The organism is Streptococcus mitis (genome assembly GCF_000722705.1).
In the GTDB taxonomy this organism is placed as follows: domain Bacteria; phylum Bacillota; class Bacilli; order Lactobacillales; family Streptococcaceae; genus Streptococcus; species Streptococcus mitis_P.
Genome location: NZ_JPFW01000007.1, coordinates 384,962 through 408,649, shown reverse-complemented (window position 1 = coordinate 408,649; position 23,688 = coordinate 384,962). Strand labels below are relative to the sequence as shown.

Annotated in this window: 23 protein-coding genes and 1 pseudogene; 6 read left to right on the top strand and 18 right to left on the bottom strand. The window is 37.5% G+C overall.

Features of this window, described 5'->3' with window-relative positions:
• Positions 1-3: 3 nt before the first annotated feature.
• From SK642_RS04720 to dhaK, 12 genes and pseudogenes are all read right to left on the bottom strand, one after another.
• Positions 4-1,272, bottom strand: a complete 1,269-nt coding sequence (locus SK642_RS04720; RefSeq protein ID WP_033683574.1) for a dihydroorotase — start codon at positions 1,270-1,272, stop codon at positions 4-6.
• 12 nt (positions 1,273-1,284) lie between these two features.
• Entirely contained in the window at positions 1,285-1,749 is a 465-nt protein-coding gene (locus SK642_RS04715; protein WP_001135770.1) for an NUDIX hydrolase, read from the bottom strand.
• Between the two features lie 9 nt (positions 1,750-1,758).
• The gene (locus SK642_RS04710) at positions 1,759-2,412 is read right to left on the bottom strand and encodes a uracil-DNA glycosylase (RefSeq protein WP_033683573.1); all 654 of its coding nucleotides are present in this window, start codon (positions 2,410-2,412) and stop codon (positions 1,759-1,761) included.
• 61 nt (positions 2,413-2,473) lie between these two features.
• Positions 2,474-3,166: a YjjG family noncanonical pyrimidine nucleotidase gene (locus tag SK642_RS04705; RefSeq protein ID WP_033683571.1), complete on the bottom strand. Its 693-nt coding sequence runs from the start codon at positions 3,164-3,166 to the stop codon at positions 2,474-2,476.
• Between the two features lie 119 nt (positions 3,167-3,285).
• A complete protein-coding gene (locus tag SK642_RS10915) occupies positions 3,286-3,498 on the bottom strand; it encodes a hypothetical protein (RefSeq protein WP_000680089.1) in 213 nt (70 codons plus the stop codon).
• Positions 3,499-3,847: 349 nt separating this feature from the next.
• Entirely contained in the window at positions 3,848-5,530 is a 1,683-nt protein-coding gene (locus SK642_RS04695) for an ABC transporter ATP-binding protein (protein ID WP_033683570.1), read from the bottom strand.
• A 21-nt stretch (positions 5,531-5,551) separates the two neighbouring features.
• Positions 5,552-6,271 (bottom strand): ABC transporter ATP-binding protein, encoded by a 720-nt coding sequence (locus SK642_RS04690; RefSeq protein ID WP_001244587.1) that lies wholly within the window; start codon positions 6,269-6,271, stop codon positions 5,552-5,554.
• Between the two features lie 134 nt (positions 6,272-6,405).
• Positions 6,406-7,146: an ABC transporter permease gene (locus tag SK642_RS04685; RefSeq protein WP_000949748.1), complete on the bottom strand. Its 741-nt coding sequence runs from the start codon at positions 7,144-7,146 to the stop codon at positions 6,406-6,408.
• Between the two features lie 171 nt (positions 7,147-7,317).
• A pseudogene (locus tag SK642_RS04680) lies at positions 7,318-7,952 on the bottom strand (TetR/AcrR family transcriptional regulator).
• 475 nt (positions 7,953-8,427) lie between these two features.
• On the bottom strand, positions 8,428-8,802 hold the full coding sequence (gene dhaM / locus SK642_RS04675) for a dihydroxyacetone kinase phosphoryl donor subunit DhaM (protein ID WP_033683569.1): 375 nt from the start codon (positions 8,800-8,802) through the stop codon (positions 8,428-8,430).
• Positions 8,802-9,377, bottom strand: coding sequence for a dihydroxyacetone kinase subunit DhaL (dhaL, locus tag SK642_RS04670; RefSeq protein WP_033683568.1), 576 nt, complete (start codon positions 9,375-9,377; stop codon positions 8,802-8,804). The genes dhaM and dhaL overlap by 1 nt, the downstream gene beginning before the upstream one ends.
• Positions 9,378-9,398: 21 nt before the next feature.
• A complete protein-coding gene (gene dhaK / locus SK642_RS04665) occupies positions 9,399-10,388 on the bottom strand; it encodes a dihydroxyacetone kinase subunit DhaK (RefSeq protein WP_000720681.1) in 990 nt (329 codons plus the stop codon).
• 152 nt (positions 10,389-10,540) lie between these two features.
• Here dhaK and dhaS point away from each other — a divergent pair, with 152 nt between their 5' ends.
• Both dhaS and dhaQ read left to right on the top strand, forming a co-directional pair.
• The gene (dhaS, locus tag SK642_RS04660; RefSeq protein ID WP_000168605.1) at positions 10,541-11,071 is read left to right on the top strand and encodes a dihydroxyacetone kinase transcriptional activator DhaS; all 531 of its coding nucleotides are present in this window, start codon (positions 10,541-10,543) and stop codon (positions 11,069-11,071) included.
• The gene (gene dhaQ / locus SK642_RS04655) at positions 11,068-12,057 is read left to right on the top strand and encodes a DhaKLM operon coactivator DhaQ (RefSeq protein ID WP_033683567.1); all 990 of its coding nucleotides are present in this window, start codon (positions 11,068-11,070) and stop codon (positions 12,055-12,057) included. The genes dhaS and dhaQ overlap by 4 nt, the downstream gene beginning before the upstream one ends.
• A 195-nt stretch (positions 12,058-12,252) precedes the next feature.
• Here the strand turns inward: dhaQ and SK642_RS04650 are convergent, their stop codons facing one another.
• The 3 genes from SK642_RS04650 to SK642_RS04640 form a co-directional block, all read right to left on the bottom strand.
• On the bottom strand, positions 12,253-12,747 hold the full coding sequence (locus tag SK642_RS04650; RefSeq protein ID WP_033683566.1) for a YkgJ family cysteine cluster protein: 495 nt from the start codon (positions 12,745-12,747) through the stop codon (positions 12,253-12,255).
• 133 nt (positions 12,748-12,880) lie between these two features.
• The gene (ptsP, locus tag SK642_RS04645; protein ID WP_033683565.1) at positions 12,881-14,614 is read right to left on the bottom strand and encodes a phosphoenolpyruvate--protein phosphotransferase; all 1,734 of its coding nucleotides are present in this window, start codon (positions 14,612-14,614) and stop codon (positions 12,881-12,883) included.
• A gap of 5 nt (positions 14,615-14,619) precedes the next feature.
• Entirely contained in the window at positions 14,620-14,883 is a 264-nt protein-coding gene (locus tag SK642_RS04640; RefSeq protein ID WP_000146947.1) for a phosphocarrier protein HPr, read from the bottom strand.
• Positions 14,884-15,233: 350 nt separating this feature from the next.
• On the opposite strand from SK642_RS04640, the gene nrdH reads away from it, so the two are divergent.
• From nrdH to SK642_RS04620, 4 genes are all read left to right on the top strand, one after another.
• On the top strand, positions 15,234-15,452 hold the full coding sequence (gene nrdH / locus SK642_RS04635) for a glutaredoxin-like protein NrdH (RefSeq protein ID WP_000259243.1): 219 nt from the start codon (positions 15,234-15,236) through the stop codon (positions 15,450-15,452).
• Positions 15,453-15,531: 79 nt separating this feature from the next.
• Positions 15,532-17,691 (top strand): class 1b ribonucleoside-diphosphate reductase subunit alpha, encoded by a 2,160-nt coding sequence (nrdE, locus tag SK642_RS04630; protein ID WP_033683564.1) that lies wholly within the window; start codon positions 15,532-15,534, stop codon positions 17,689-17,691.
• Between the two features lie 189 nt (positions 17,692-17,880).
• Entirely contained in the window at positions 17,881-18,843 is a 963-nt protein-coding gene (nrdF, locus tag SK642_RS04625; protein WP_033683563.1) for a class 1b ribonucleoside-diphosphate reductase subunit beta, read from the top strand.
• 144 nt (positions 18,844-18,987) lie between these two features.
• A complete protein-coding gene (locus tag SK642_RS04620) occupies positions 18,988-19,755 on the top strand; it encodes a DeoR/GlpR family DNA-binding transcription regulator (RefSeq protein ID WP_033683562.1) in 768 nt (255 codons plus the stop codon).
• Between the two features lie 39 nt (positions 19,756-19,794).
• Here the strand turns inward: SK642_RS04620 and lacG are convergent, their stop codons facing one another.
• The 3 genes from lacG to SK642_RS04605 form a co-directional block, all read right to left on the bottom strand.
• The gene (gene lacG, locus SK642_RS04615) at positions 19,795-21,201 is read right to left on the bottom strand and encodes a 6-phospho-beta-galactosidase (RefSeq protein ID WP_033683561.1); all 1,407 of its coding nucleotides are present in this window, start codon (positions 21,199-21,201) and stop codon (positions 19,795-19,797) included.
• 455 nt (positions 21,202-21,656) lie between these two features.
• A complete protein-coding gene (locus tag SK642_RS04610) occupies positions 21,657-23,348 on the bottom strand; it encodes a lactose-specific PTS transporter subunit EIIC (protein WP_033683560.1) in 1,692 nt (563 codons plus the stop codon).
• Complete coding sequence (locus SK642_RS04605) at positions 23,348-23,665, bottom strand: PTS lactose/cellobiose transporter subunit IIA (protein WP_001078323.1); 318 nt, start codon at positions 23,663-23,665, stop codon at positions 23,348-23,350. Before SK642_RS04605 ends, SK642_RS04610 begins: the two co-directional genes overlap by 1 nt.
• Positions 23,666-23,688: the final 23 nt, after the last annotated feature.

Genomic DNA, 23,688 nt, shown 5'->3' with positions numbered 1-23,688 from the left:
CTATCAAGCTTGATAGACGATTTGTCCCTTACAGATGGTATATTTAACCTGCCCTTTTAAGGTTTCACCGATAAAGGGTGAATTAGCTGCTTTCGAAGCAAAATGGGAGTCCACAAGGCGGTCAGCCTTAGCATCAAAAATAGTGATGTCCGCTGGACCATTCTCAGCCAAGTAACCTGCTTCAAAATTGTAAAGCTTGGATGGGTTGTATGTCATTTTTTCAAGCAATTCCATCAAACTTAACTCACCAGCTTCGACCAAATAAGTCAATCCGAGAGAAAGAGATGTTTCCAAACCTGTCATGCCAGATGGTGCTTTGGTGATATCCTCAACATTTTTTTCATCCGCATGGTGAGGCGCATGGTCAGTCGCAATAACTGTGATGACACCTGACTTTAGACCTTCGATAACAGCACGACGGTCTGATTCCAAACGAAGCGGTGGATTCATCTTAGCATTGCTACCTTGTGTCAAAAGAAGTGCTTCTGTCTTAGAGAAATGCTGTGGCGCTACTTCTGCTGTGACTTGCGCACCCAGCTCCTGAGCAAACTCCACTACTTTAACACTTTCTTCCTTAGACAAATGCTGGATATGGACATGAGCCTTGATCGCATAGGCAATCATGACATCACGCGCCATCATAGCATACTCAGCCACCCCAGTTGCACCACAGATATGGAAATGTTCTTTAGCGATATTTTCATTAAAGCCAAGAATCCCATTCAATCCTGGATCTTCCTCATGGAGACTAATAAAGGTATTAAGCTTTTTAGCTTTCTCCATGGCTTCCTTGACAACTTTACTACTTTCAAGCGGAATACCGTCATCAGAGAAACCAACAGCTCCAGCTTCTAAGAGTGCCTTAAAGTCAGTCAAATCTTGGCCATTAAAATTTTTAGTAATGGTCGCAACCGTCTTAACATTAATCTTCTCTTTGGCAGCTGACTGGAGAACTTCTTGCAGGGTTTCTACATCTGAAATGGTTGGACTGGTATTAGCCATCATGACAACTGTTGTAAAACCACCTGTAGCAGCTGCTAGAGCACCTGTATGAATATCTTCTTTATGAGTTTGTCCCGGTTCACGGAAATGAACATGGATATCAACCAAGCCAGGAGCAACGACTAGACCAGTAGCATCAAGTACCTCTGCTCCTTCTTCCTTGATCTCAGTCGCAATTTTGATAATTTTCCCATCTTGAACTAAAACATCACACACTTGATCCAAACCAGACTTAGGATCCATTACACGACCATTTTTGATTAGTAGCATCTGCTTTCTCCTTTATTCATAGAAATCAACTTGGGTATCCAACAATTTATCCCCATCATAGACAAACTTGGCTGAGAAGAAGGGTTTATCCTCTAAAAGCCACCCAACAAAGGTATGGTCACCTTCCCAAGTCGGCTTACTCAAAACCTCGTCATAGGGAACCCATTCCAGCGTCCCCTCATTACAGTCAATCAAGTCCCCTTCAAACTCTGTCACCTTAAAAACATAGGTATACCAGTCTAAATCTGGCGTAAATTCAGGAAAAGTGATAACACCTTTTAAAACCGGCTTAGCTTTGAGCCCTGTTTCTTCGAGGATTTCACGTGCTGCGCATTCCTGAGGGGTCTCACCTCTCTCTAGCTTACCACCCACACCAATCCATTTCCCTTCATGGACATCATTGGGTTTCTTATTACGGTGGAGCATGAGCAGTTCTTTCCCGTTATCAATGTAGCAAATCGTCGCTAACTGAGGCATATTCTCTCCTTATCTAAGCCAATCGATTGGCTCTTGTCCTGTTTCTTTTAAGAATGCATTGGCCTTGGAAAAAGGCTTGGAACCCCAAAATCCTCTATAAACTGACAAAGGACTTGGATGGGCTGATTCGATAATCAAGTGATGAGGATTGGTAACTAAGGCCTTCTTCTTACGTGCATAGGCTCCCCAGAGTACAAAAACGACTGGTCTATCTAGATGATTGACCACCTGAATCACAGCATCCGTAAAAGGCTCCCATATCTGACCAGCATGACCATTGGCCTGTCCAGCAGGAACCGTCAAACAAGCATTAAGAAGTAAGACTCCTTGCTCAGCCCAAGCTGTCAAATCATGAGATTTCTTGACCCCGATATCATCCGACAATTCTTTCAAGATATTTTGCAAAGATGGAGGAGCTGGGATAGAGTCAGGTACAGAAAAACTTAAGCCCTGCGCTTGACCTGGCCCGTGATAGGGATCTTGCCCTAGAATCACCACCTTAACGTCTTCAAGCGGTGTTGTCAAGAGGGCCTGAAAAACCTTTTCTTTGGGCGGATAAATAGTCCCTTGAGAATAGACCTGCTCCATAAACTGATTGATTTTCCCGAAATAACCTTCAGGTAATTGTCCCTTAATCAAATCATGCCAAGACGAGTGTTCCATAGCCGACTCCTTCTTTTTTACTGCCTCTATTATAGCAAAAAGTGGTTATCTAAACCACTTTTTACAGTTTATCTAAACAATCCAGCAAGTCTTGGTAAGAATGGACTTCGTAGGTTGGCTGGGCTTGTGTGGGGTTTTCGAGGTGATGAGGATTGTACCAAATCGTGTCAATCCCTGCATTATTGCCGCCTTGAATGTCGGCGGTTAGAGAATCTCCAATCATCAGCGTCTTTTCTTTACTAAATCCAGCAATCTGTTGACCGATTTTTTCATAAAAGAGAGCATCAGGCTTTTGTGTTTGCAACTGTTCAGAGATAAAGACTTGGTTGAAATAAGGTGCTAGACCAGATTGAGCCAAACGCCCTGTCTGAATGGCAGTAATGCCATTTGTCGCAGCATACAGCTCATAATCTCGCTCAATGAGGTTGTCTAAGAGTTCATGAGCGCCCGAAAGAGTTTGTCCCTGCTGGGCTAAGTAAAACTGGTAACGCTGGGCAAGAAAACTACCATCTTTCTCCAGTCCAAAGTGAGCAAATAGACGAGAAAAGCGCGTGTTAACCAGCTCTTGTTTACTAATTTTCTTTTGTTCCAAATCCTTCCAGAGAGCCTTGTTCATGGGAACGTAATAGTCTTTATAGGCCTGAATATCTGTAACCCCTTCTTCCTTTAGAAGTTGGGTCAAAGCCACATCCTCAGCAGCATCAAAATCAAGCAAGGTGTGGTCGAGGTCGAAGAGTAAAAATTTGTAGGACAAGTTGGTGTTTTCCTTTCTAAGATAAACAACTTTCACTTCAGCCAGTTGTTTAATGTAAAATCTTAAAAGTGGTATAGTATCACAAAGAATAATCGTTCCAATTGATTAACTAACTCATACTATTCTAGTGAATTATAGAAAAATCTTCTATAAATTCGAGCAATAGTTAAAATACAAACAAATATAATTCCCAAAATAGATAACACTATTTTCACAAAATTCATTTCAGAGCCTATTACATAGATATGAAAAAGAGGGGCTAGTCCTACACATAGAGACAATAGATAACTACTAAATCTTATCTCACCAATTCCTGCAAAAAAATGTTTCATTATAAATATTCTCCTTTGAAGCCCCTAATGATTAAAAATAATGACTGCTTAAAATTAAACAGCTCTATAATCTAAATATTTGTCAGAGATAAGCTATACTAAGATTATTTTTTAAGCACAACCTTCTTGCTCTTATGGTTTAATTATATTATAACACTATAAAATTTCAATTTAATTGATATTTACCATTTAATCATATTCGATGAGTTGTATTTTACAGATTAATATTATTTAGCCTTCTTTTTTAGTCACTTTTTAATTCTCAAATTCCCTTTGTTTATACAACCATAATATTATTGAAAAACAACTTGAGATTAAAGATTTTCATCCTCTTTTTATTCTGGTAGCACTACACACTCAACTCAACCAATTTATAAAATTCACCTTTCCTATCCATCAAGTTATCAAAAGAACCATCTTCAACAATAACTCCATTTTTCATAAAAAGAATTCTATTGTATTTTTTCAACATGCTCTTATTTAACTTATGCGTAACAACAAGAACCGTCAAATCTTGAATTTCTAAAATTGAATTTTCAATTTCAGTAGTAACTTTATTATCTAAAGACGAGGTAGCCTCATCTAATAATAAGATTGGTGTTTTTCGAATTAAAGCACGCGCAATACTAAGTCTCTGTCTTTCTCCCCCAGATAGATTTGATCCATTCTCGCCACATGAAGTTTGTAGACCTAATTCATTTTCTAAAATATAACTTTCTAAGCCAGACTGCTGTACAGCTTTTTTTATATCATCTTCAGTAAAGGATTGACTAAGGGTAATATTTGCTTTTAAAGTATCATCAAAGATATAAACATCTTGCTGAACAATAGTCATTAAGTTATAAAGGCTCTCTGCTGAAATAGCTTGCAAATCTTGATTATCAATTGAGATATACCCACTTGTTACATCATAGAAACGCAGTAATAGATTGAGTAAAGTTGATTTTCCACTACCTGACATACCTACTATTGCAATTTTTTCCCCCTTTTTGATCTGTAAAGATAATTTATTAAAAATCTTTTCCTCAGTATTAGGGTAGGAAAAATCTACATTTGAAAAAGAAATGACATCATCAAAATATTCTTTCGTTTTACGAGTTTGAAGTTCGATTACATCTTTTACCTCAAATGAATTCAGTGTAGCCTGACCTTCGCGGAATTTACTCATTCCCATACCAATTTCATTTAGTGGCATTACTACAAAATTGACTAGTTGAACAATAGCTGTAACACTCCCAATTGTGGTATGCCCACCGAAGACCAGATACATTCCTCCACCAAAGGCTACTAAAAAAACAATCATCCCTGAAAGTTGAGAAATAACATTAGATAAAACATCAAATTTCCCTTTGATGAAATATATCTCATCCAATTTTTCGCTTTCGTTTTTGTAATCTTGACCGATAGCCTCTTTCACATTAAAACTCTTTATAACTAGAAACCCTGCTAAAATATCTTTAACCTTAGCTAAATATTTCTGCTCGGCTATCATAGAACTATTTTGTAGAGAGGCTGATTTTTGTCCAATAAAACCTGAAATCATCATAGGAATAATGCCAGCAATGATAACTAATAAGGTCAAAAACCAATTACCTATAAACATGGCTACTAGTGAGAAAATCATTAAGGAAATATTTTTTGAAATATTAAAATACTGGTGCAAATAATCCTGCTCAATTTTCTTCATGTTCTCAGTTAATATTGAAATAAATTTCCCTGATTTTTCCTTAGAAAATTCTCTATAATCCCTATCTAAAATAGATTTAAACACCTTATTTTTGTATCTTGACATAATCTGCCTAACAAGTTTATTTCTTAATCGAAGGGATATAAAATTAAGACTGGCATAGATAAATATTACGATAGCGCCTATTAGTATCGCTTGGGTTAGAGCTTCCCTATTTTGGGACATTCCACTATCAATTATAATTTTAATAGAATAAGCAAAAGCAATATTAGTTAAAGGAACTAATATATTAAAAATCATGAAAGTATAAAAATACTTCTTATGGTACTTTGTCAATTGTTTCATTCCTAATCTACCTCGTAATTCTTACATTTCATTTAGAAAATGTGACATAAAATATTCTTCTAAGTCAATATTCTCCCTCCTAATCTCTTTCATAGAGACCTGTTCTAGCATTTCTCCATTTTTGATAAAACCAATTTTATCTGCTATCTGTGAAATTTCCGATAATATATGACTCGATATTAGTATTGTAATTCCATGCTCCTTAGAAAGAGACAACAAAAGATTTCGAATTTCTTGAATTCCTATTGGATCTAAACCATTGATTGGCTCATCTAAAATTAACAATTTAGGTTTTGTTAGAAAGGCACGAGCTAAACCAAGCCTTTGCCTCATTCCTAACGAAAACTCTTTTACTTTTTTAGTCGTATTCTTTAATCCGACCATTCTTAAGGCTCTTATTATATCTGATTCAATAATATTTTTCCCCATATACTGAGCGTGAATTTCTAAAATTTCTTTTGCAGTGCAATTATCATAAAAAATTGGTGTTTCAATAACACTTCCAACCTGACTTAGGATTTCTTCTCTGTGTTCTTGTAGATTTTTCCTAAAGATTTCAATACTACCAGATGTAACAGTTGATAAGGATAACATGCATTTCATTAAAGTTGTTTTCCCTGCGCCATTTGGTCCTAAAAATCCATAGATTTCTCCTTCAGAAATTTGTAAGTTAATACCACTTAAAATTTCTTCTTTATCAATTGTTTTAAAAACTTCTTTTATTTCAACAATATTTCTCATTTCTATCTCTCTTTCTATATCTAGCTTTAAATGCAAGGATTTTTCTTCAGGAGCATAAATACCAATTTATCCAGCTCTTCTTTTAAAGTAATCATTAAAGAATTATCATTTTACTTCCATTAAATTCAGCTATACTACTTGATATTAATATCTTGTCTTGAAATAGTATAAATTGAAAATGAAGTAATCATTAAACTTATGAAACTTGCAAATATCAAAAAGAATAAGTTATCAGCAATATTATTAGATAAACTTCCTGGACTTACATTTGAAAGTAATGCTGCTAAACCAAGTCCTGTAAGCATTGTTATAGCTGTTGAATGCTTAATCATACCTAAAACAAAAGGTAGTATTCCGATTAATACCGTTCCAACCGTAATTCCAGCTAAGTTAATCATTTGATTAGCTATTGGGATATAATTTGATTCGGTTAAAACTGCTACTAATTTAATTAATAATTGAATAACTAAATGTGCAGTAAAATGAGCAATAAATGATATCAGAATTACTGTAAGTACTTTTCCCCATAGTAACTTTATTTTAGAAACAGGGTAGGAAAACAGCTGAAAAATTGTTCTTCGTTTAAATTCATCAATAATAATCGTAGACAATAAATAAGATTCGAAAATTAAAAATGCTGCTTTGGTAAATAAAGAGCCAAACAATGATGTTGCAATTGCCCAACTTCCCCATTTATCAGTAATTCTAATAACATTAGAATCCTGTCCAGTGAATTCTCCTAGTTTATTGTCAGTACCTAAACCCATAATAATGATTGCTGTAATACCTAACACTATAAATATAGTACACAGCCATGCTAAAAATAATTTAAATTTAGAAACTTTATTTAATTCAATTTTAATAAGCGACAACATAGATTTTTCCTCCAAAAAATTTTGTTAATATTAATTACACTATTCAAAAAACACCTTACATACTCCCGGTATGTTAAGATTCAAAAAATAAACATACTAAAGGTATGTATACTGGAATTTTTAATACCATATCTAGAGTATGGTATTTTTTTAAATATCAATACTTAAAATTTATTTGACACCTTTTAAGTGATCAAATAATTGGAAAATTACTTCCATCATTTCATCAGTAATCAACTGCACTCCCAAACCTTCAAAAGTTAGTTTAATGAACTTCATTTTACTCTTTAATTCTTCTACTGAATAAATAGAAATTTGAAACCCAATCCAAATATTCAAAGTTAAAACAATCAAATCAGCTAGCTCTTCAGGATATTCTGTTTTAATTGATTTATCTTTAACACCTTCGAAAACTTTTTCTCTAATCCCTGGTAAAAAATCAGAAAATAAACTTAAATACTGCTCTCCTAACAAACGTGGACTTCTTAGCATAATTGAGACAGAGTATACTAATCTTTGTTGTTCTAAATTAGAGAACGCATCCATCAAAGAATTTTGTATTTTTTCTAATGCAGTATCTCCTCTCCAATTGTAATTTAAAATTTCTTGATTATTTTCGCTAATGATTGATTGCAATATTTCATCTTTAGACTCGAAATGATGATAAATAACACCTTTTGTCAACCCACCTAACCCATCGATTATATCTTGTATTGAGGTATTATCAAATCCTTTTTCTAAAAATAAATCTTTCGAAACTTCTAGTATTTTTTTCTAGTTTCATGTGGGTTTCTATTCCTTGCCATTATAACTCCTTTCCAACATACTAATGGTACGTAATTTCATTATAATGCAAGAAACTAATAATGTCAAGATTCTTTTTATCCTCTCTAATTTTCAAAATTCATTGGCAAACTACTATCCCATACAATTGACAGCCCAAATCTTTCAGAATAGAACAATCCTAACTATCGAATACCCTAACTTCATATATATCCATGTAATTCTAGACCTAGAATTCCTATAAACTAAATGTTTTCGCACTATTCTAAGCCATTGATAGCCTTAAATGTTAATTTTTGAAGGATTCTAAAGCTAGAATAGTCCCATCACAATCTGTTTTGAATGATTCACAATTTAGAAACACTATAGCTTTACTCCTGTTAAAATAAAAAGGAACTGCATAAAGCAATCCCTTTCTGATTTTGAAATTATTTACTTAAAATTTGATAGTTGAGATAATCAATAGCTCACCTATAAAAGGAATGATAGGAAGATTCCTTATTTATTGATTTCAAGCTCCGCCAACTGTGTTTGAATAACTGACAGTTCTGCACCAGCCTGAAGAAGAGCAGCTGCAGTATAGGCACCTTCTACAATTGGAACCCTGTTGATGATGATACTTTTATCACTGAAATCAGCCACCATTTCTAAGTTCATTTTAGCAGAACCTAGGTCAAAAAAGGCTAATAAAGTATCTGCTGGATTTTCGGAAACAACCCTATCTACTTGATCAAAACTCGTTCCAATTCCTCCATCTTCGGTTCCTCCTACATAAGTAATCGGAACATCTTTAGCTACTTCACTAATCAGTTCAACGACACCTTGTGCAATGTGTTTGGAATGTGAAACGATAACAAGACCAATACTTCCCATTAAACCACCCCAGTTTCTAAAAGAGCAGTAAAGAGTAATCCTGATGAGAATGACCCAGGATCAATATGTCCAAGAGAACGTTCTCCTACATAAGATGCCCTTCCTTTAGTTGCAAGTAAATCTTTGGTAGCATTCACTAGCTTATCAATAAGCTCATGAGTCAATTGACCAGCAGACAAGGCAGCAATAACAGGAGTCCAAACATCAACCATTGTCTTCTCTCCAACTTCTGCTTTTCCACGTTTGACAATCATATCCAGACCACTTTGTAAGATTTCTTCTAATTTTGAATGAGAATCAGCCTTGGACATTCCCATAAAAGCAGAGCCATACAAGGGACCAGAAGCACCTCCTACCTTACTTAGTAGTTGCATTGAGACAAGTTTAAACACATCACTGCTGGTTTCAAATTGCTTTCCTTCTAAATTTTCCATAACTGCAGCCATTCCACGCGCCATGTTTCCACCGTGGTCTCCATCTCCTATAGGAGTGTCTAGCTCACTAAGATAATCTTTCTGTTCTTGAATCTTTTCATTAAAAAGCTTCATCCATTCAAGAGCTTGTTCAGCATTCATGCGACATTTCCTCCTTGAGTTTTACCAAGCTGGTGTTGTAACAGGTGCATTTAAAGCATCCAACCACTCATCATCTGCCAATCGAATCAATGTCAATGACAAACCAGCCATATCGATTGAAGTCATATAGTTTCCAATTTTCTTAAACGCCAACTCAACACCTTTTTCATGGAGTAATTTAGCCACATCATTTGCAAATACGTATTGCTCCATAAGTGGTGTGCTTCCTAAACCATTGATGAGAAGCCCATAGCGTTCACCAGCTTTAAGTTGGAAACCTTCAGATAATTTTTCAACCAATTCTGAAGCCAATTGTGCTGAAGGTTGCATTTTCTCTTTTTTATATCCAGGCTCACCGTGAATACCAACTCCATATTCAAATTCATCATCTTCTAGAACAAATCCTGGTTTACCAACTTCAGGAACGGTTGCTCCAGACAAGGCCAACCCAATTGTTTTAATTTCTAAGACAAGTTTGTCGGCCAAGTCCTTCATTTCAGATAATGATTTACCAGAACGAGCTGCATCACCCAAAATTTTATGGACTAAAATAGTACCTGCAACACCTCGACGCCCTTGGGTATAGAGACTATTTTCAACAGCAATATCATCATCAACCACAACGCTTGCTACATCAATACCTTCCATTTCAGCAAGTTCTTGTGCAATTTCAAAGTTCATGATGTCTCCAGAATAGTTCTTGATAACCATGAAAACTCCAGCACCTTCATCAGCCGCCTTAATGGCTTCTAATATTTGGTCCGGAGTAGGTGAAGTGAAGACTGCTCCACAAATGGCAGCAGACAACATTCCATCTCCTACAAATCCAGCATGACTTGGTTCATGTCCTGAACCTCCACCTGAAATGAGTCCAACTTTTCCTGTCTTTTCTGCCTTTCTAACGATGACATCAAAACCATCTAAGCGTTCTACCAAGTCATCATGCATGAATGACAATCCCTGCAACATTTCATCAACAACTTGTGTCGGTTCATTTATAATTTTTTTCATGAGAAACTCCTTTCGGCATGTACCTTTGTTTTCGTTTTCATTATATATTTTTTATTGCTGGCTGATAAGGGACAGATTCTATTATTTGTCCCCTTTTAAACCCGTTTAAAACATTTTTTGGTAAAATGAAGTAAGTAAAAGAAAGGTTTCCTATGGCATCATCACTCATTACAAAAAAACGAATTGCCAAGGCATTTAGAGACCTATTAGCTACTAGAGAATTTGATAAAATCTCTATTGTAGATATCATGGAATCAGCTGGCATTCGTAGACAGACCTTTTATAATCACTTTCTTGACAAATATGAACTGCTAGACTGGATATTTGAAAATGACTTAACCGAGTATATCACCAATAACTTGGACTTCATTTCAGGCCAAAAACTATTACAAGAATTATTTTTTTATTTCGAACAAGAGCGTGACTTTTATATTCAACTTTTTGATATTCAAGGGCAAAATAACTTCTATGACCACTTTATCAGTTACTGTCGCTTGCTTGTATCAAAAATTTTAAAAGAATACGGTCAGATTGATATCGATTCATCTGCTTATACTTGTTTTTTGTTAGACTATCATTCACATGCTCTAGCAGAAATCGTGAAGGCTTACGTCAATAAAAAAAGTCCAGTTCCACAACCAGACTTTCTAATCATGACAATTATTGGAAAGAGACCACAATGACATTTATTTCAAATCATAAACAGAAAATTATTTCAAGTTACATTTCAGCAACTGTTAGCAGTCATCCCGAATTAGAAAAACACCCTACTTTACCATTAGTCTATCAAAAAAATCGAAATCCTCATCAGGTTCCAATCTTGTCGGGTGGAGGTTCCGGTCACGAACCCGCTCATATTGGATATGTGGGAGAAGGAATGCTTACTGCTGCTATCTATGGCCAATTATTTACTCCACCTACAAGAACTGAAATCTTAGAGTCCATTCGTTTTTTAAACAATGGTCACGGTGTCTTCATCATTGTAAAAAATTTCGAAGCAGACATCAAAGAATTTAGCTGGGCCATTAACACCGCTAGACAAGAAGGAATTAAAGTCGGCTATAGTCTAGCACACGACGATATTTCTATTGAACCTCACAATAGATTTCAAATTAGAGGAAGAGGGCTTGCAGGGACAATCTTACTTCATAAAATCCTAGGATTTGCAGCTCAAAATGGTGCTGACATCGAGCAACTAACTGATTTAGGTCATCAGCTTGCTCCCGAAATCGCAACGATTGGCTTTGCAACGAAATCTGCTAGTCTCCCCCAAGCCACCCGTCCACTATTTAACTTGGAAGAAGGAAATATTTCTTATGGTATTGGGATACATGGCGAAGAAGGCTATCGTATCGTCCCATTCCAATCATCGGAAATCCTTGCAAATGAAATTATAAGTAAATTAAGATTACACTATCATTGGAAAAAGGGTGATCAATTTATATTGCTTGTAAATAATCTAGGCACTACCAGCAACCTAGAAATGGGAATATTTATCAATGATCTCCTTCAACTCTTAGAAATTGAAGGAATCACTATTCCCTTTATAAAATCAGGAACATTTATGACCAGTCTGGATATGGCAGGTATATCCGTAACTCTTTGCCCTGTAAAGAATAAGCAATGGTTAGAAGCTCTCAATGCTTTAACGACAGCTTTTGCATGGTAATTTGCTTGTATAACTCAAAAGGGCTCCGTCACTTGGTAGCCCTTTTGATCTTATATAACGTTTAGATGAAAATGTTGAGCTTTTCATAGTTTTCCTTAGAGGCCAGCACTAGCTCCTCTTTTGTTTTTGGTCTAGGCACAGGAGCACTCCCTTCATATTGCTAGTTATTATAAAAAATTTTGATCCTTTAAATCTCTATAACTTATTCTTTAATTTTTCAACAAAGAGATAGGCTGCTGGACAGGTCAAGGTATTCTTAATCGTTAGATGGTTGATTTGATGGATCTTTTTACGGTCTGTATGGGGAAATTCACGACAGGCTTTTGGACGAACGTCATAGATGGAACAGAGATTATCTCCTCCCAAAAATGGACAAGGCATGGATTTAAAAACCTTATCTCCATCTTCATCCACCTGCAGAAACTCCGCTTCAAAAGCTGGTAGTTTCATCTTAAAATACTTAGCAATACGGGTAATATCTGCTTCCTTGAAGTCAGGGCCTAAAGTCTTACAACAGTTAGCACAGGCAGTGCAATCAATCTCCTCAAAGACTTCTTGATGAATCTGCTGGGCTATCTTATCTAGATTTTTTGGTGGCTTTTTCTTTAAATTGGCCAAGACTTTGCGATGCTCCTTCTGCTTTTGCAAAGCTAGCTGGTGGTAATACTCAATATCAATTTCTTTAGACATGGTTTCTCTCTTATTCTATTTACTTCCCCCTATTATACCATGCCTCTGGAGCATTGAAAAGTGAACTTTATAAGACTATACTTTTCCAAAATACGTCAAAAAACCTTGCAACTAAGTTACAAGGTTAATGACATTAATCGAAGTTAACGTATTCTTTTTGAAGTTCAAGAACTTCTTCCATTGTTGAACACTCTGTAAGGGCACGGTTAGCGTACTCTTCCATCTTAGCAGTATCCAATTTCTTCATCAAGCTACGTGTACGGAGTACAGATGTTGCTGACATAGAGAACTCATCCAAGCCCATTCCGACAAGAAGTGGAACAGCTTTTTGGTCACCAGCCATCTCACCACACATACCAGCCCATTTACCTTCAGCGTGAGCTGCCTTGATAACGTTGTTAATCAAGCGAAGGATTGATGGGTTATATGGTTGGTAAAGGTATGAAACTTGTTCGTTCATACGGTCTGCTGCCATTGTGTATTGGATCAAGTCATTTGTACCAATTGAGAAGAAGTCAACTTCTTTAGCAAATTGGTCTGCAAGCATAGCTGCTGCAGGGATTTCAATCATGATACCAACTTGGATATCATCCGCAACTGCAACTCCTTCCGCAAGAAGGTTCGCTTTTTCTTCATCAAAGACTGCTTTGGCTGCACGGAATTCTTTCAAGAGGGCAACCATTGGGAACATGATACGCAATTGACCATGAACAGAAGCACGAAGAAGGGCACGGATTTGTGTGCGGAACATTGCATCTCCAGTTTCGGCAATAGAGATACGAAGGGCACGGAATCCAAGGAATGGGTTCATTTCGTGTGGCATATCGAAGTAAGGAAGTTCCTTATCTCCACCGATATCCATCGTACGAACAACTACTGGTTTACCATTCATTCCCTCAAGAACAGCCTTGTATGCTTCATACTGCTCATCTTCAGTTGGGAAGTCTTGAGAATCCATGTACAAGAACTCTGTGCGGTAAAGTCCAACGGCTTCAGCACCGTTATTGTTAACACCTTCAACGTCTTTTGGAGTACCGATGTTAGCAGCCAACTCGAAGTGTTTACCGTCAGCAGTCACTGTTTGAGCATCTTTCAACAGTGCCCATTCAGCTTTTTGTTTAGCATAAGCTTCACCAGCTGCTTTAAATTCTGTCGCTTGCTCATCAGTTGGGTTGATAATCACTTCACCAGTAATTCCGTTAACGGCAAGGATATCACCGTCTTTCACTACTTCAGTGATGTTATTTGTTCCCAATACAGCTGCAATTTCAAGTGTACGTGCCATGATAGCTGAGTGGCTTGTACGTCCACCGATGTTTGTTACAAAAGCTTTTACAAAGTTTTTGTCCAATTGAGCTGTATCAGATGGTGTCAAGTCATGTGCAATCACGATTACTTCTTCATTGATTGAAGCTGGGTTTGGTAATTTCTTACCAAGAAGGTTTGCTAATACACGTTTTGTCACATCGCGGATATCCGCTGCACGTTCTTGCATGTATGGGTTGTCTTCCATGCCTTCAAAGATAGTGATGAACATGTCAGTCACTTCTTTAAGACCTGCTTCAGCATTGACTTTCTTAGCACGAATTGTTTCTTTAATCTGACCAATCAATTCTGGGTCAGCAAGAACCATCAAATGAGCGTCAAAAACTTGAGCCGCTTCTTCACCAAGCGTACCTACAGCTTTCTCACGGATAAGAGAAAGCTCGTTTTGAGAAGCTTCAAGAGCTACATCCAAACGAGCCTCTTCTGCGTTTGTATCTTCGACTGAAACAGTCTCGAATGACAAATCCGGTTGAACGAGTAGATATGCTTTTGCAACTGCAACACCGTCAGATGCTGCGATTCCTTTAAGCATTTCTGTCATTTTCCTTATGCCAATCCTTCTTTTTCCATTGTTTCTGAGATTGCAGCGATAGCGTCATCTGCATCTGCACCTTCAGCTGAGATAGTTACGTCAGCACCTTGGCCAACACCAAGACTCATAACACCCATGATTGATTTAAGGTTAACTGATTTACCTTTGTACTCAAGAGTGATATCTGAAGCAAATTTGCTAGCAGTTTGTACCAACAATGTTGCTGGACGTGCGTGAATACCTGTTTCTGCCACTACGTGGAAATCTTTAGAAGCCATAGTTTGACTCTCCTTTTGTTCTTTCTTTTTTGAGTTATATGTGATAACCCTTACAATTTGGTATTATATCATCTTCTAGGATTTTTTTCAAGCATTTTATGGGATTTATTCGATTTCCTTTCAGATAACTTGCTGAAAATCTTCTATTCTAGATAACAAAACACAGGATATAGTTTTCTAAAAAACAACTTATAGGAGAATTATCACTATTTTCCAAAACAAACACTACATATTGTGTTTTGTTTAGTTATGTACAAAAACAGACCACTATATTTAGTTTCAAATCGTTGACAAAATTTTAATTTCTGATATACTAAGAAAGTAATCTATTTTGAAAGAGGAGTTACACAATGGTAACCGTTTATTCTAAAAATAACTGTGTCCAATGTAAGATGACCAAACGTTTCTTGGACAGTAATAACGTTGAATATAAAGAAATCAATCTTGATGAGCAACCTGAGTATATCGATCAAGTTAAAGAGCTCGGTTTCAGCGCAGCTCCTGTTATCCAAACACCAACTGAAGTCTTCTCAGGTTTCCAACCAGGAAAACTGAAACAATTAGCATAATCTTAGTACATCATCCAGAAGGAACTGCTTCTAGGGCTAACTAGAGGCCTTTCTTTTGTAATTAGATAAGGGAAATTTTATGGGATTAAAACATCTTGAAGACGTAACTTACTTCCGTCTCAATAACGAAATCAATCGTCCTGTTAATGGACAAATCATGCTTCATAAAGATAAAGAAGCCTTGGATGCCTTCTTTAAAGAAAATGTAGTTCCAAATACTATGTTTTTTGATTCAATCAAAGATAAAATTAACTACCTCATTGAACACAACTACATCGAAACAGCCTTTATCAAGAAATACCGACCAGAGTTTTTGGAAGAATTATCGCAATTTATCAAAGATCAAAACTTCCAATTCAAGTCTTTCATGGCTGCCTATAAATTTTACAATCAATATGCCTTAAAGACTAATGACGGTGAATATTATCTTGAAAGCATGGAAGACCGTGTCTTCTTTAACGCCCTTTATTTCGCTGACGGTGATGAGGCGATTGCAATTGATATTGCCAATGAAATCATCCACCAACGCTACCAACCTGCTACTCCTTCCTTCTTGAACGCTGGACGTGCTCGTCGTGGGGAGTTGGTATCTTGTTTCTTGATTCAGGTCACAGATGATATGAACTCTATCGGACGTTCTATCAACTCTGCTCTTCAACTTTCACGTATCGGTGGTGGTGTGGGAATTACCCTCAGCAACCTTCGTGAAGCTGGAGCTCCTATCAAGGGCTATGAAGGAGCAGCTTCTGGTGTCGTACCAGTTATGAAGCTTTTTGAAGACAGCTTCTCTTATTCAAACCAATTGGGGCAACGTCAAGGCGCTGGTGTTGTCTACCTCAACGTCTTTCACCCAGATATCATCGCTTTCCTTTCAACTAAGAAAGAAAATGCCGATGAAAAAGTTCGTGTTAAGACCCTTTCGCTCGGTGTTGTTGTACCAGATAAATTCTACGAATTGGCTCGTAAAAATGAAGAAATGTACCTCTTCAGCCCTTACTCTGTAGAACTTGAATATGGTGTGCCATTTAACTACATCGACATCACTGAAAAATACGATGAACTAGTCGCAAATCCAAACATCCGCAAGACAAAAATCAAGGCGCGTGATTTGGAAACGGAAATCTCAAAATTGCAACAAGAGTCTGGATACCCTTATGTAGTTAACATTGATACGGCTAACCGTGCAAATCCTGTTGATGGTAAGATTATCATGAGTAACTTGTGCTCTGAGATTCTTCAAGTTCAAGAACCAAGCTTGATCAACGATGCTCAAGAATTTCTTCAAATGGGAACAGACGTATCATGTAACCTTGGTTCAACCAACGTGGTCAACATGATGACTTCACCTGACTTTGGTCGTTCTATCCGTGCTATGGTTCGCGCCCTTACTTTCGTTACAGATAGTTCACACATCGTAGCTGTTCCTACTATCGACCATGGAAATAGCCAAGCTCACACCTTTGGTCTTGGTGCCATGGGACTTCACAGCTACCTTGCCCAACAATTGATTGAATATGGATCACCTGAGTCTGTTGAGTTTACAAGCATCTACTTCATGCTCATGAACTACTGGACCTTGGTTGAGTCAAACAATATCGCGCGTGAACGTGGCATCACCTTCCACAACTTTGAAAAATCAGACTATGCTAAGGGAAGCTACTTTGACAAGTATATTACAGGTGAGTTTGTTCCAAAATCAGACCGTGTTAAAGAACTCTTCAAAGATGTCTTTATCCCAAGTGCTGCTGACTGGGCTGAACTTCGCGACAAGGTTCAAGCAGATGGTCTTTACCACCAAAACCGCCTTGCTGTAGCACCAAATGGTTCTATCAGTTACATCAACGACGTTTCTGCTTCTATCCACCCGATTACGCAACGTATCGAAGAACGTCAAGAGAAGAAAATCGGTAAAATCTACTATCCTGCTGCTGGCTTGTCAACAGAAACCATTCCTTACTATACTTCTGCCTACGACATGGATATGCGTAAGGTCATTGATGTTTATGCTGCTGCGACTGAGCACGTGGACCAAGGACTTTCACTCACTCTCTTCATGCGTAGTGACATTCCAAAAGGACTTTACGAATGGAAGAAAGAAAACAAACAAACGACACGTGACTTGTCTATTCTTCGTAACTATGCCTTTAACAAAGGTATCAAGTCTATCTACTACGTCCGTACCTTTACTGATGATGGTGGAGAAGTCGGTGCCAACCAATGTGAAAGCTGTGTGATTTAATCTCTGCTTGAGGAAACTACATTTTCTCAGATTAGCGATTCATTTACCACACTAAACTAAGCTGGAACAAACATCTATACTATGAAATAAAAGTCGGTCTTCCGACTTTTTGTGCGATACTCCTCTAGATTTATGATAAAATAGAGATAATTGTGAAATCACAATACTAAACACGGAAAGAGATTTCAAATGGAAACTTACTACAAAGCCATTAACTGGAATGCCATCGAAGATGTCATCGATAAATCAACTTGGGAAAAGTTAACAGAGCAATTCTGGCTTGATACACGTATTCCCTTGTCTAACGACTTGGATGACTGGAGAAAGCTATCTAACAAAGAGAAAGACTTGGTCGGAAAAGTCTTTGGTGGTTTAACACTTCTCGATACTATGCAATCTGAAACAGGGGTTCAGGCCCTTCGCTCGGACATCCGTACACCGCATGAGGAAGCTGTCTTCAACAACATTCAATTTATGGAATCTGTCCATGCAAAATCTTACTCATCAATCTTCTCTACTTTGAATACCAAGGCTGAGATTGAAGAAATTTTCGAATGGACTAATACCAATCCTTATCTACAAAAGAAGGCTGAGATTGTCAATGAAATCTACCTCAACGGTAGTCCACTTGAAAAGAAAGTTGCCAGCGTCTTCCTTGAAACCTTCCTCTTCTACTCTGGTTTCTTCACTCCCCTCTACTATCTTGGGAACAATAAACTAGCCAACGTCGCTGAAATCATCAAATTGATCATTCGTGACGAGTCTGTTCACGGAACCTACATTGGTTACAAATTCCAACTTGGTTTCAATGAATTGCCTGAAGAAGAGCAAGAAAAGCTAAAAGAATGGATGTACGACCTGCTCTATACTCTTTACGAGAATGAAGAAGGCTACACAGAGAGCCTCTATGACGGTGTTGGTTGGACGGAAGAAGTTAAAACCTTCCTTCGCTACAATGCTAATAAGGCACTCATGAACCTGGGACAAGATCCACTCTTCCCAGATTCGGCTGATGATGTCAACCCAATCGTCATGAACGGTATTTCAACAGGAACTTCTAACCACGACTTCTTCTCTCAAGTCGGAAATGGTTACCTTCTTGGCGAAGTTGAAGCTATGCAAGACGATGACTACAACTACGGTTTAGACTAATTGCATTATCCCAGAACTGAGAGCCAAAAACATCATGGTTTGTTTAAAACAACCATGATGTTTTTGTTTTGTTTTCTTTTGTTTTTTAAATTGATTGATTGAACACTTTATGATAAAATAGTAATAGAAATAGAGGTGATAAGGATGTTAAAGCAGGAAAAACTAGATAATATTCTAGAAACGGTAAATACAAAGGGAACTATTACTGTAAAAGAAATCATGGCTCGCTTGGATGTATCAGATATGACTGCTAGACGCTACTTGCAAGAGTTGGCAGACAAGGATCTACTTGTTCGAGTTCACGGGGGAGCTGAGAAAATTCGCACAGGTTCTATTTTAAACAATGAACGTTCCAATATTGAAAAACAAAGCTTGCAGATTGCAGAAAAACAAGAAATCAGCCGTTTTGCAGGTCATTTAATTGACGAAGGTGAAACTATTTTTATTGGCCCAGGTACAACCTTGGAATCTTTTGCCCGTGAACTTCCAATCGATAATATTCGTGTTGTAACAAACAGTTTACCAGTTTTTCTCATCCTAAACGAACGAAAACTAACAGATTTGATTTTAATCGGTGGAAACTATCGCTCTATCACTGGAGCCTTTGTCGGAACACTAACCTTGCAAAACTTGGCCAATCTCCAATTTTCTAAAGCCTTCGTTAGCTGTAATGGTATTAAAGACAATGCGATTGCGACCTTTAGTGAAGAGGAAGGTGAATCTCAACGCATCGCCCTCAACAATTCCAATAAAAAATACTTACTAGCTGACCATAGTAAGTTCAATAAATTTGATTTCTACACCTTCTACAATATCTCTGATATTGATACCATCGTTTCAGACTCTAAACTGAGCAAAGAAACATTCGATCAACTTTCAAAACAAACAAAAATTATTCTTTCTAGACCATAAAACTATCCCCACCAATTGGTGGGGATTTTTGTCAACAATTTAATCAATAATCTGAGTTTCCGCTACTTTCTTGTACCAGTGAGCTGATTTCTTAGGATAACGTTCTTGAGTTTCAAAGTCTACATAGAAGAGACCGTAGCGTTTTTCATACCCATTTGACCATGAGAAGACATCCATTAATGACCAAATGAAGTAACCTTTTACATTCGCTCCATCAGCAATAGCATCAGATAATACTTCCAAGTGTTGTTTGACATAATCAATACGGCCATCATCGTAAACAGTATTATCGACGAACTCATCTTTATATCCGAGACCATTTTCAGTGATGTAAATCTTCTTATAGTTCGGATAATCTTTCTTCACGCGCATGATTTGGTCATACAAACCTTGAGGGTAGATAATCCAATCCCAGTCCGTACGTGGTACATAATCAGGAGCTACACGACGACCAACACCTTTGATTTGGTATTTAGAGCTTCCTTTTTCACCTTTACCATTATGGATGATTTCAGTTTCTCCATCAAAGGCTTCCATCCAATCACTCATATAGTAATTGATTCCAAGGAAGTCGTTCAAGTCTTTCGCAGCTTCTAATACTTCGAAATCTTCTTCATGAAGATCTAAGATACCACCATTGGCAGCCAAGATAGCCTCTACCCCTGCCAGGGTCTTTTCAGAGTAGTGACCCAGATAAGTTGCATCCAAGATAAATTTATTGTGAATAATATCTTCCAACTCAGCTGCACGAACATCTGCTGGATTTTCAGGATCTAGAGGATATTTAGTAGGCAGGGCGTGAACAACACCAATTTCCCCTTTATAGCCTTTCTCTTTATACAATTTTACCGCGCGTGCATGAGACACCATCATATTGTGGTGTGATTGAAAGACTTTGGCAAGGTCGTACTGGATACCTGGAGGGAATTTACCAACCAAATATTGACCATCACCGATTGGTCCAATTTCATTGAATGTTGTCCAATAGTTTACTTCTGGAAATTCTTCAAAACAGAAGGCAGCGTAATCTACAAAGTGTTCGATATTTTCACGGTTTAAGAAGTCTCCATTTGAGTGGAGAGCTTCTGGTGTGTCAAAGTGATGAAGAGTTACAAAAGGTTCAACATGACGTTTGTGACACTCTGCAAATAGATTATGATAAAACTCGACACCTTTCTGATTTACTTGACCGTAACCGGTTGGGAAAATACGTGACCAAGCAATAGAAATTCGAATACCATTGACACCATACTCTTCTGCTAGCTTGAGATCAACTGGATATCGATTGTAAAAATCACTAGCTGGCTCCGCAGTGTACCAGTAGTTATCTTCAAGATATTTATCCCAAGCAACTGGTCCTTTTCCATCAGTATGTGTAGCACCTTCTGCTTGATAAGCAGCTGTAGCGCCACCGAAAATAAAGTCTTTTGGTAATGTTTTTGACATATAATTCTCCTTTTAATTAAAAAAGAAATAAGATGGAGAGGAGGCTAGTGAGGTTTTATTCTCCATCTCACTTCTTGTACTAAGTCACCGAATTGTGACATGAGAAGGTAAAAACAATATCTTTTTACCGACGAATTAACAAGGCGATTAGGAAATTCGCCATAGCGATTTCCGTAACGAGAAGAAACTATTTCATAGTCCCTATTATTAATCGAATTGTGACATGAGAAGGTAAAAACAAAATCTTTTTACCGACGAATTAATAAGGCGATTAGGAAATTCGCCATAGCGATTTCCGTAACGAGAGGAAACTATTTCATAGTCCCTATTATTAATCGAATTGTGACATGAGGAGGTAAAAACGATATCTTTTTACCGACGAATTAACAAGGCGATTAGGAAATTCGCCATAACGATTTCCGTAACGAGAGGAGACTGTTTCACAGTCCCTAGCCTTAATCGAATTGAGCTTGTACAAATGCTAGAGCACCTTTTCCATCACGAGTTAATTTGATGTATTGAGCACCTTCTGTTTTCGCAAGTTTAATACCGAGTTTATCGGTTTCTGCTTTCATGTCTTCAAAGTTAGAAGCTACTTGAGGGGCAAGGATAACCAAATCAAACTCTGGCAACATTTCACGGTGAGCACCATAGCCACCTGCTGCTGCTTTCACAGGAACATTGTACTCTGCTGCTGCCTTATTCAAAGCATTTGCAAGAAGTCCACTTGTCCCTCCACCTGCACAAAGAACCAAGACATTTTTTTCTTTAGTGATTGTATTTTTAGCTGCATCGACACCCGCTTTTTCAAGAATAGCATCTGCTTTTGCAGTGTTGAAGTTTGCAGCAACTTTTTCTTTCAATTCATCATTAGACTTACCTGAACGCTCTTCTTCAAGAATTTGTTCATCATAGACTTTAAGGAATGGATAGTAAATGACTACGTCAACCACGATTAGAAGGGCAGCAAGAATGAATGATAGAACTTGGAAGTTAGTACCAAGAACTAGACCTAGTGGAGCTGGAGTTGTCCATGGTAGATTAGCAGTAAATGAGTTCATTCCAAGTGTTTCAATAAAGAATTTGAAAATCCAAACGTTTGCGATAGGAGCAAAGATAAATGGAATGAAGAAGATTGGATTCAATACAAGTGGTGCACCAAACAAGATTGGTTCATTTACACCAAAGAAAGTTGGCACTACTGAAGCACGTCCGATTGCACGGTTTCGTTTCGATTTGGTCAACCACATGAACATGAATGGAACAACCAGTGTCGCACCAGTACCACCCATGGTAACGATAAACATTTGTGTACCAGAAGTAAGAATCTTGTCAGCGTGCATACCTTGTTGAAGAAGGTTCAAGTTGACTTCGGCATTTGCATAGGTAATAGCTGCGATTGCTGGTTCAACGATAGATGGACCATGGATACCAACAAACCAGAAGAAGGCAAAGGCACCAAAGATAATGGTAATACCAAGATAACCATCAGCAGCAGAGAATAATGGTGCAAAGAATTTACCGATTGATTCTGCTACGCTTGCACCAACAAATTGACGAGCAAGGATATCAAGAACATAAAGAGAAACAACTGAGAGAGTGAATGGAATCACATCTTTAAAGACTTGTGAGATATTTGGTGGAACTTCGTCAGGCATGCGAATAGTGACGTTGTTCTTAACACAAACCTTATAGATAGCTACCGTAACAAAGGCAGCAAGGAAGGCTGAAAGCAAGCCTTTTGTCCCCAAGAATCCAGTAGCTAGGCCATTTTCGATAGGATCAGCTGCCAACATCAACAAACCAACAATTGCTGCCAACAGTGTTGACATATAGTTGATTTGGTTAGTTTTTTCCATGCTACGGTTTACTGAGTCGGTCAGTGATTTAGCTGTTGTACCAGCTACCAAGAGAGCTAGAATCCCCATTGAATAGCTGTAAGGTTTCATCAGAAAAGCTACAACTTCATCAGACCATTTAAAGCCCCATGAGTTTGGTACAAAGGCAATCAAGATAAAAATACTTGAAAAGAGAATAACAGGCATACCTGCAATAAAACCATCACGAATAGCACGAAGATAGATATTACGAGATAGCTTCTCAAAGAAAGGTTTTCCTTTCTCAATAAATGCAATTAGTTTATTCATTATTTAACTCCTCTCTTGTAGAGTTCAATTAAATGATGCATCAAATCTTTTAACAAAATAGTTGTCATCAAGTGGTCTTGGCCATGCATCATGGTTACACTATAAGCCAAATCCTCGCCAGCTGCTTCCTTGGTCAATAGACTTGTTTGCGCGTGGTGAGCCTCTGCAATGCAAGAACCAGCTTCCTCAACTAAGCTATCCGCTTTTGCAAAATCACCAGCTTCAGCAGCCTTCAAGGCTTCCAATAGTTTTGAACGAGCATCGCCAGCATAGGCTACGATTTCAAAACCTAACAATGTTACTTCTTCTCTATTCATGATAGAATTCTCCTTATGTATTT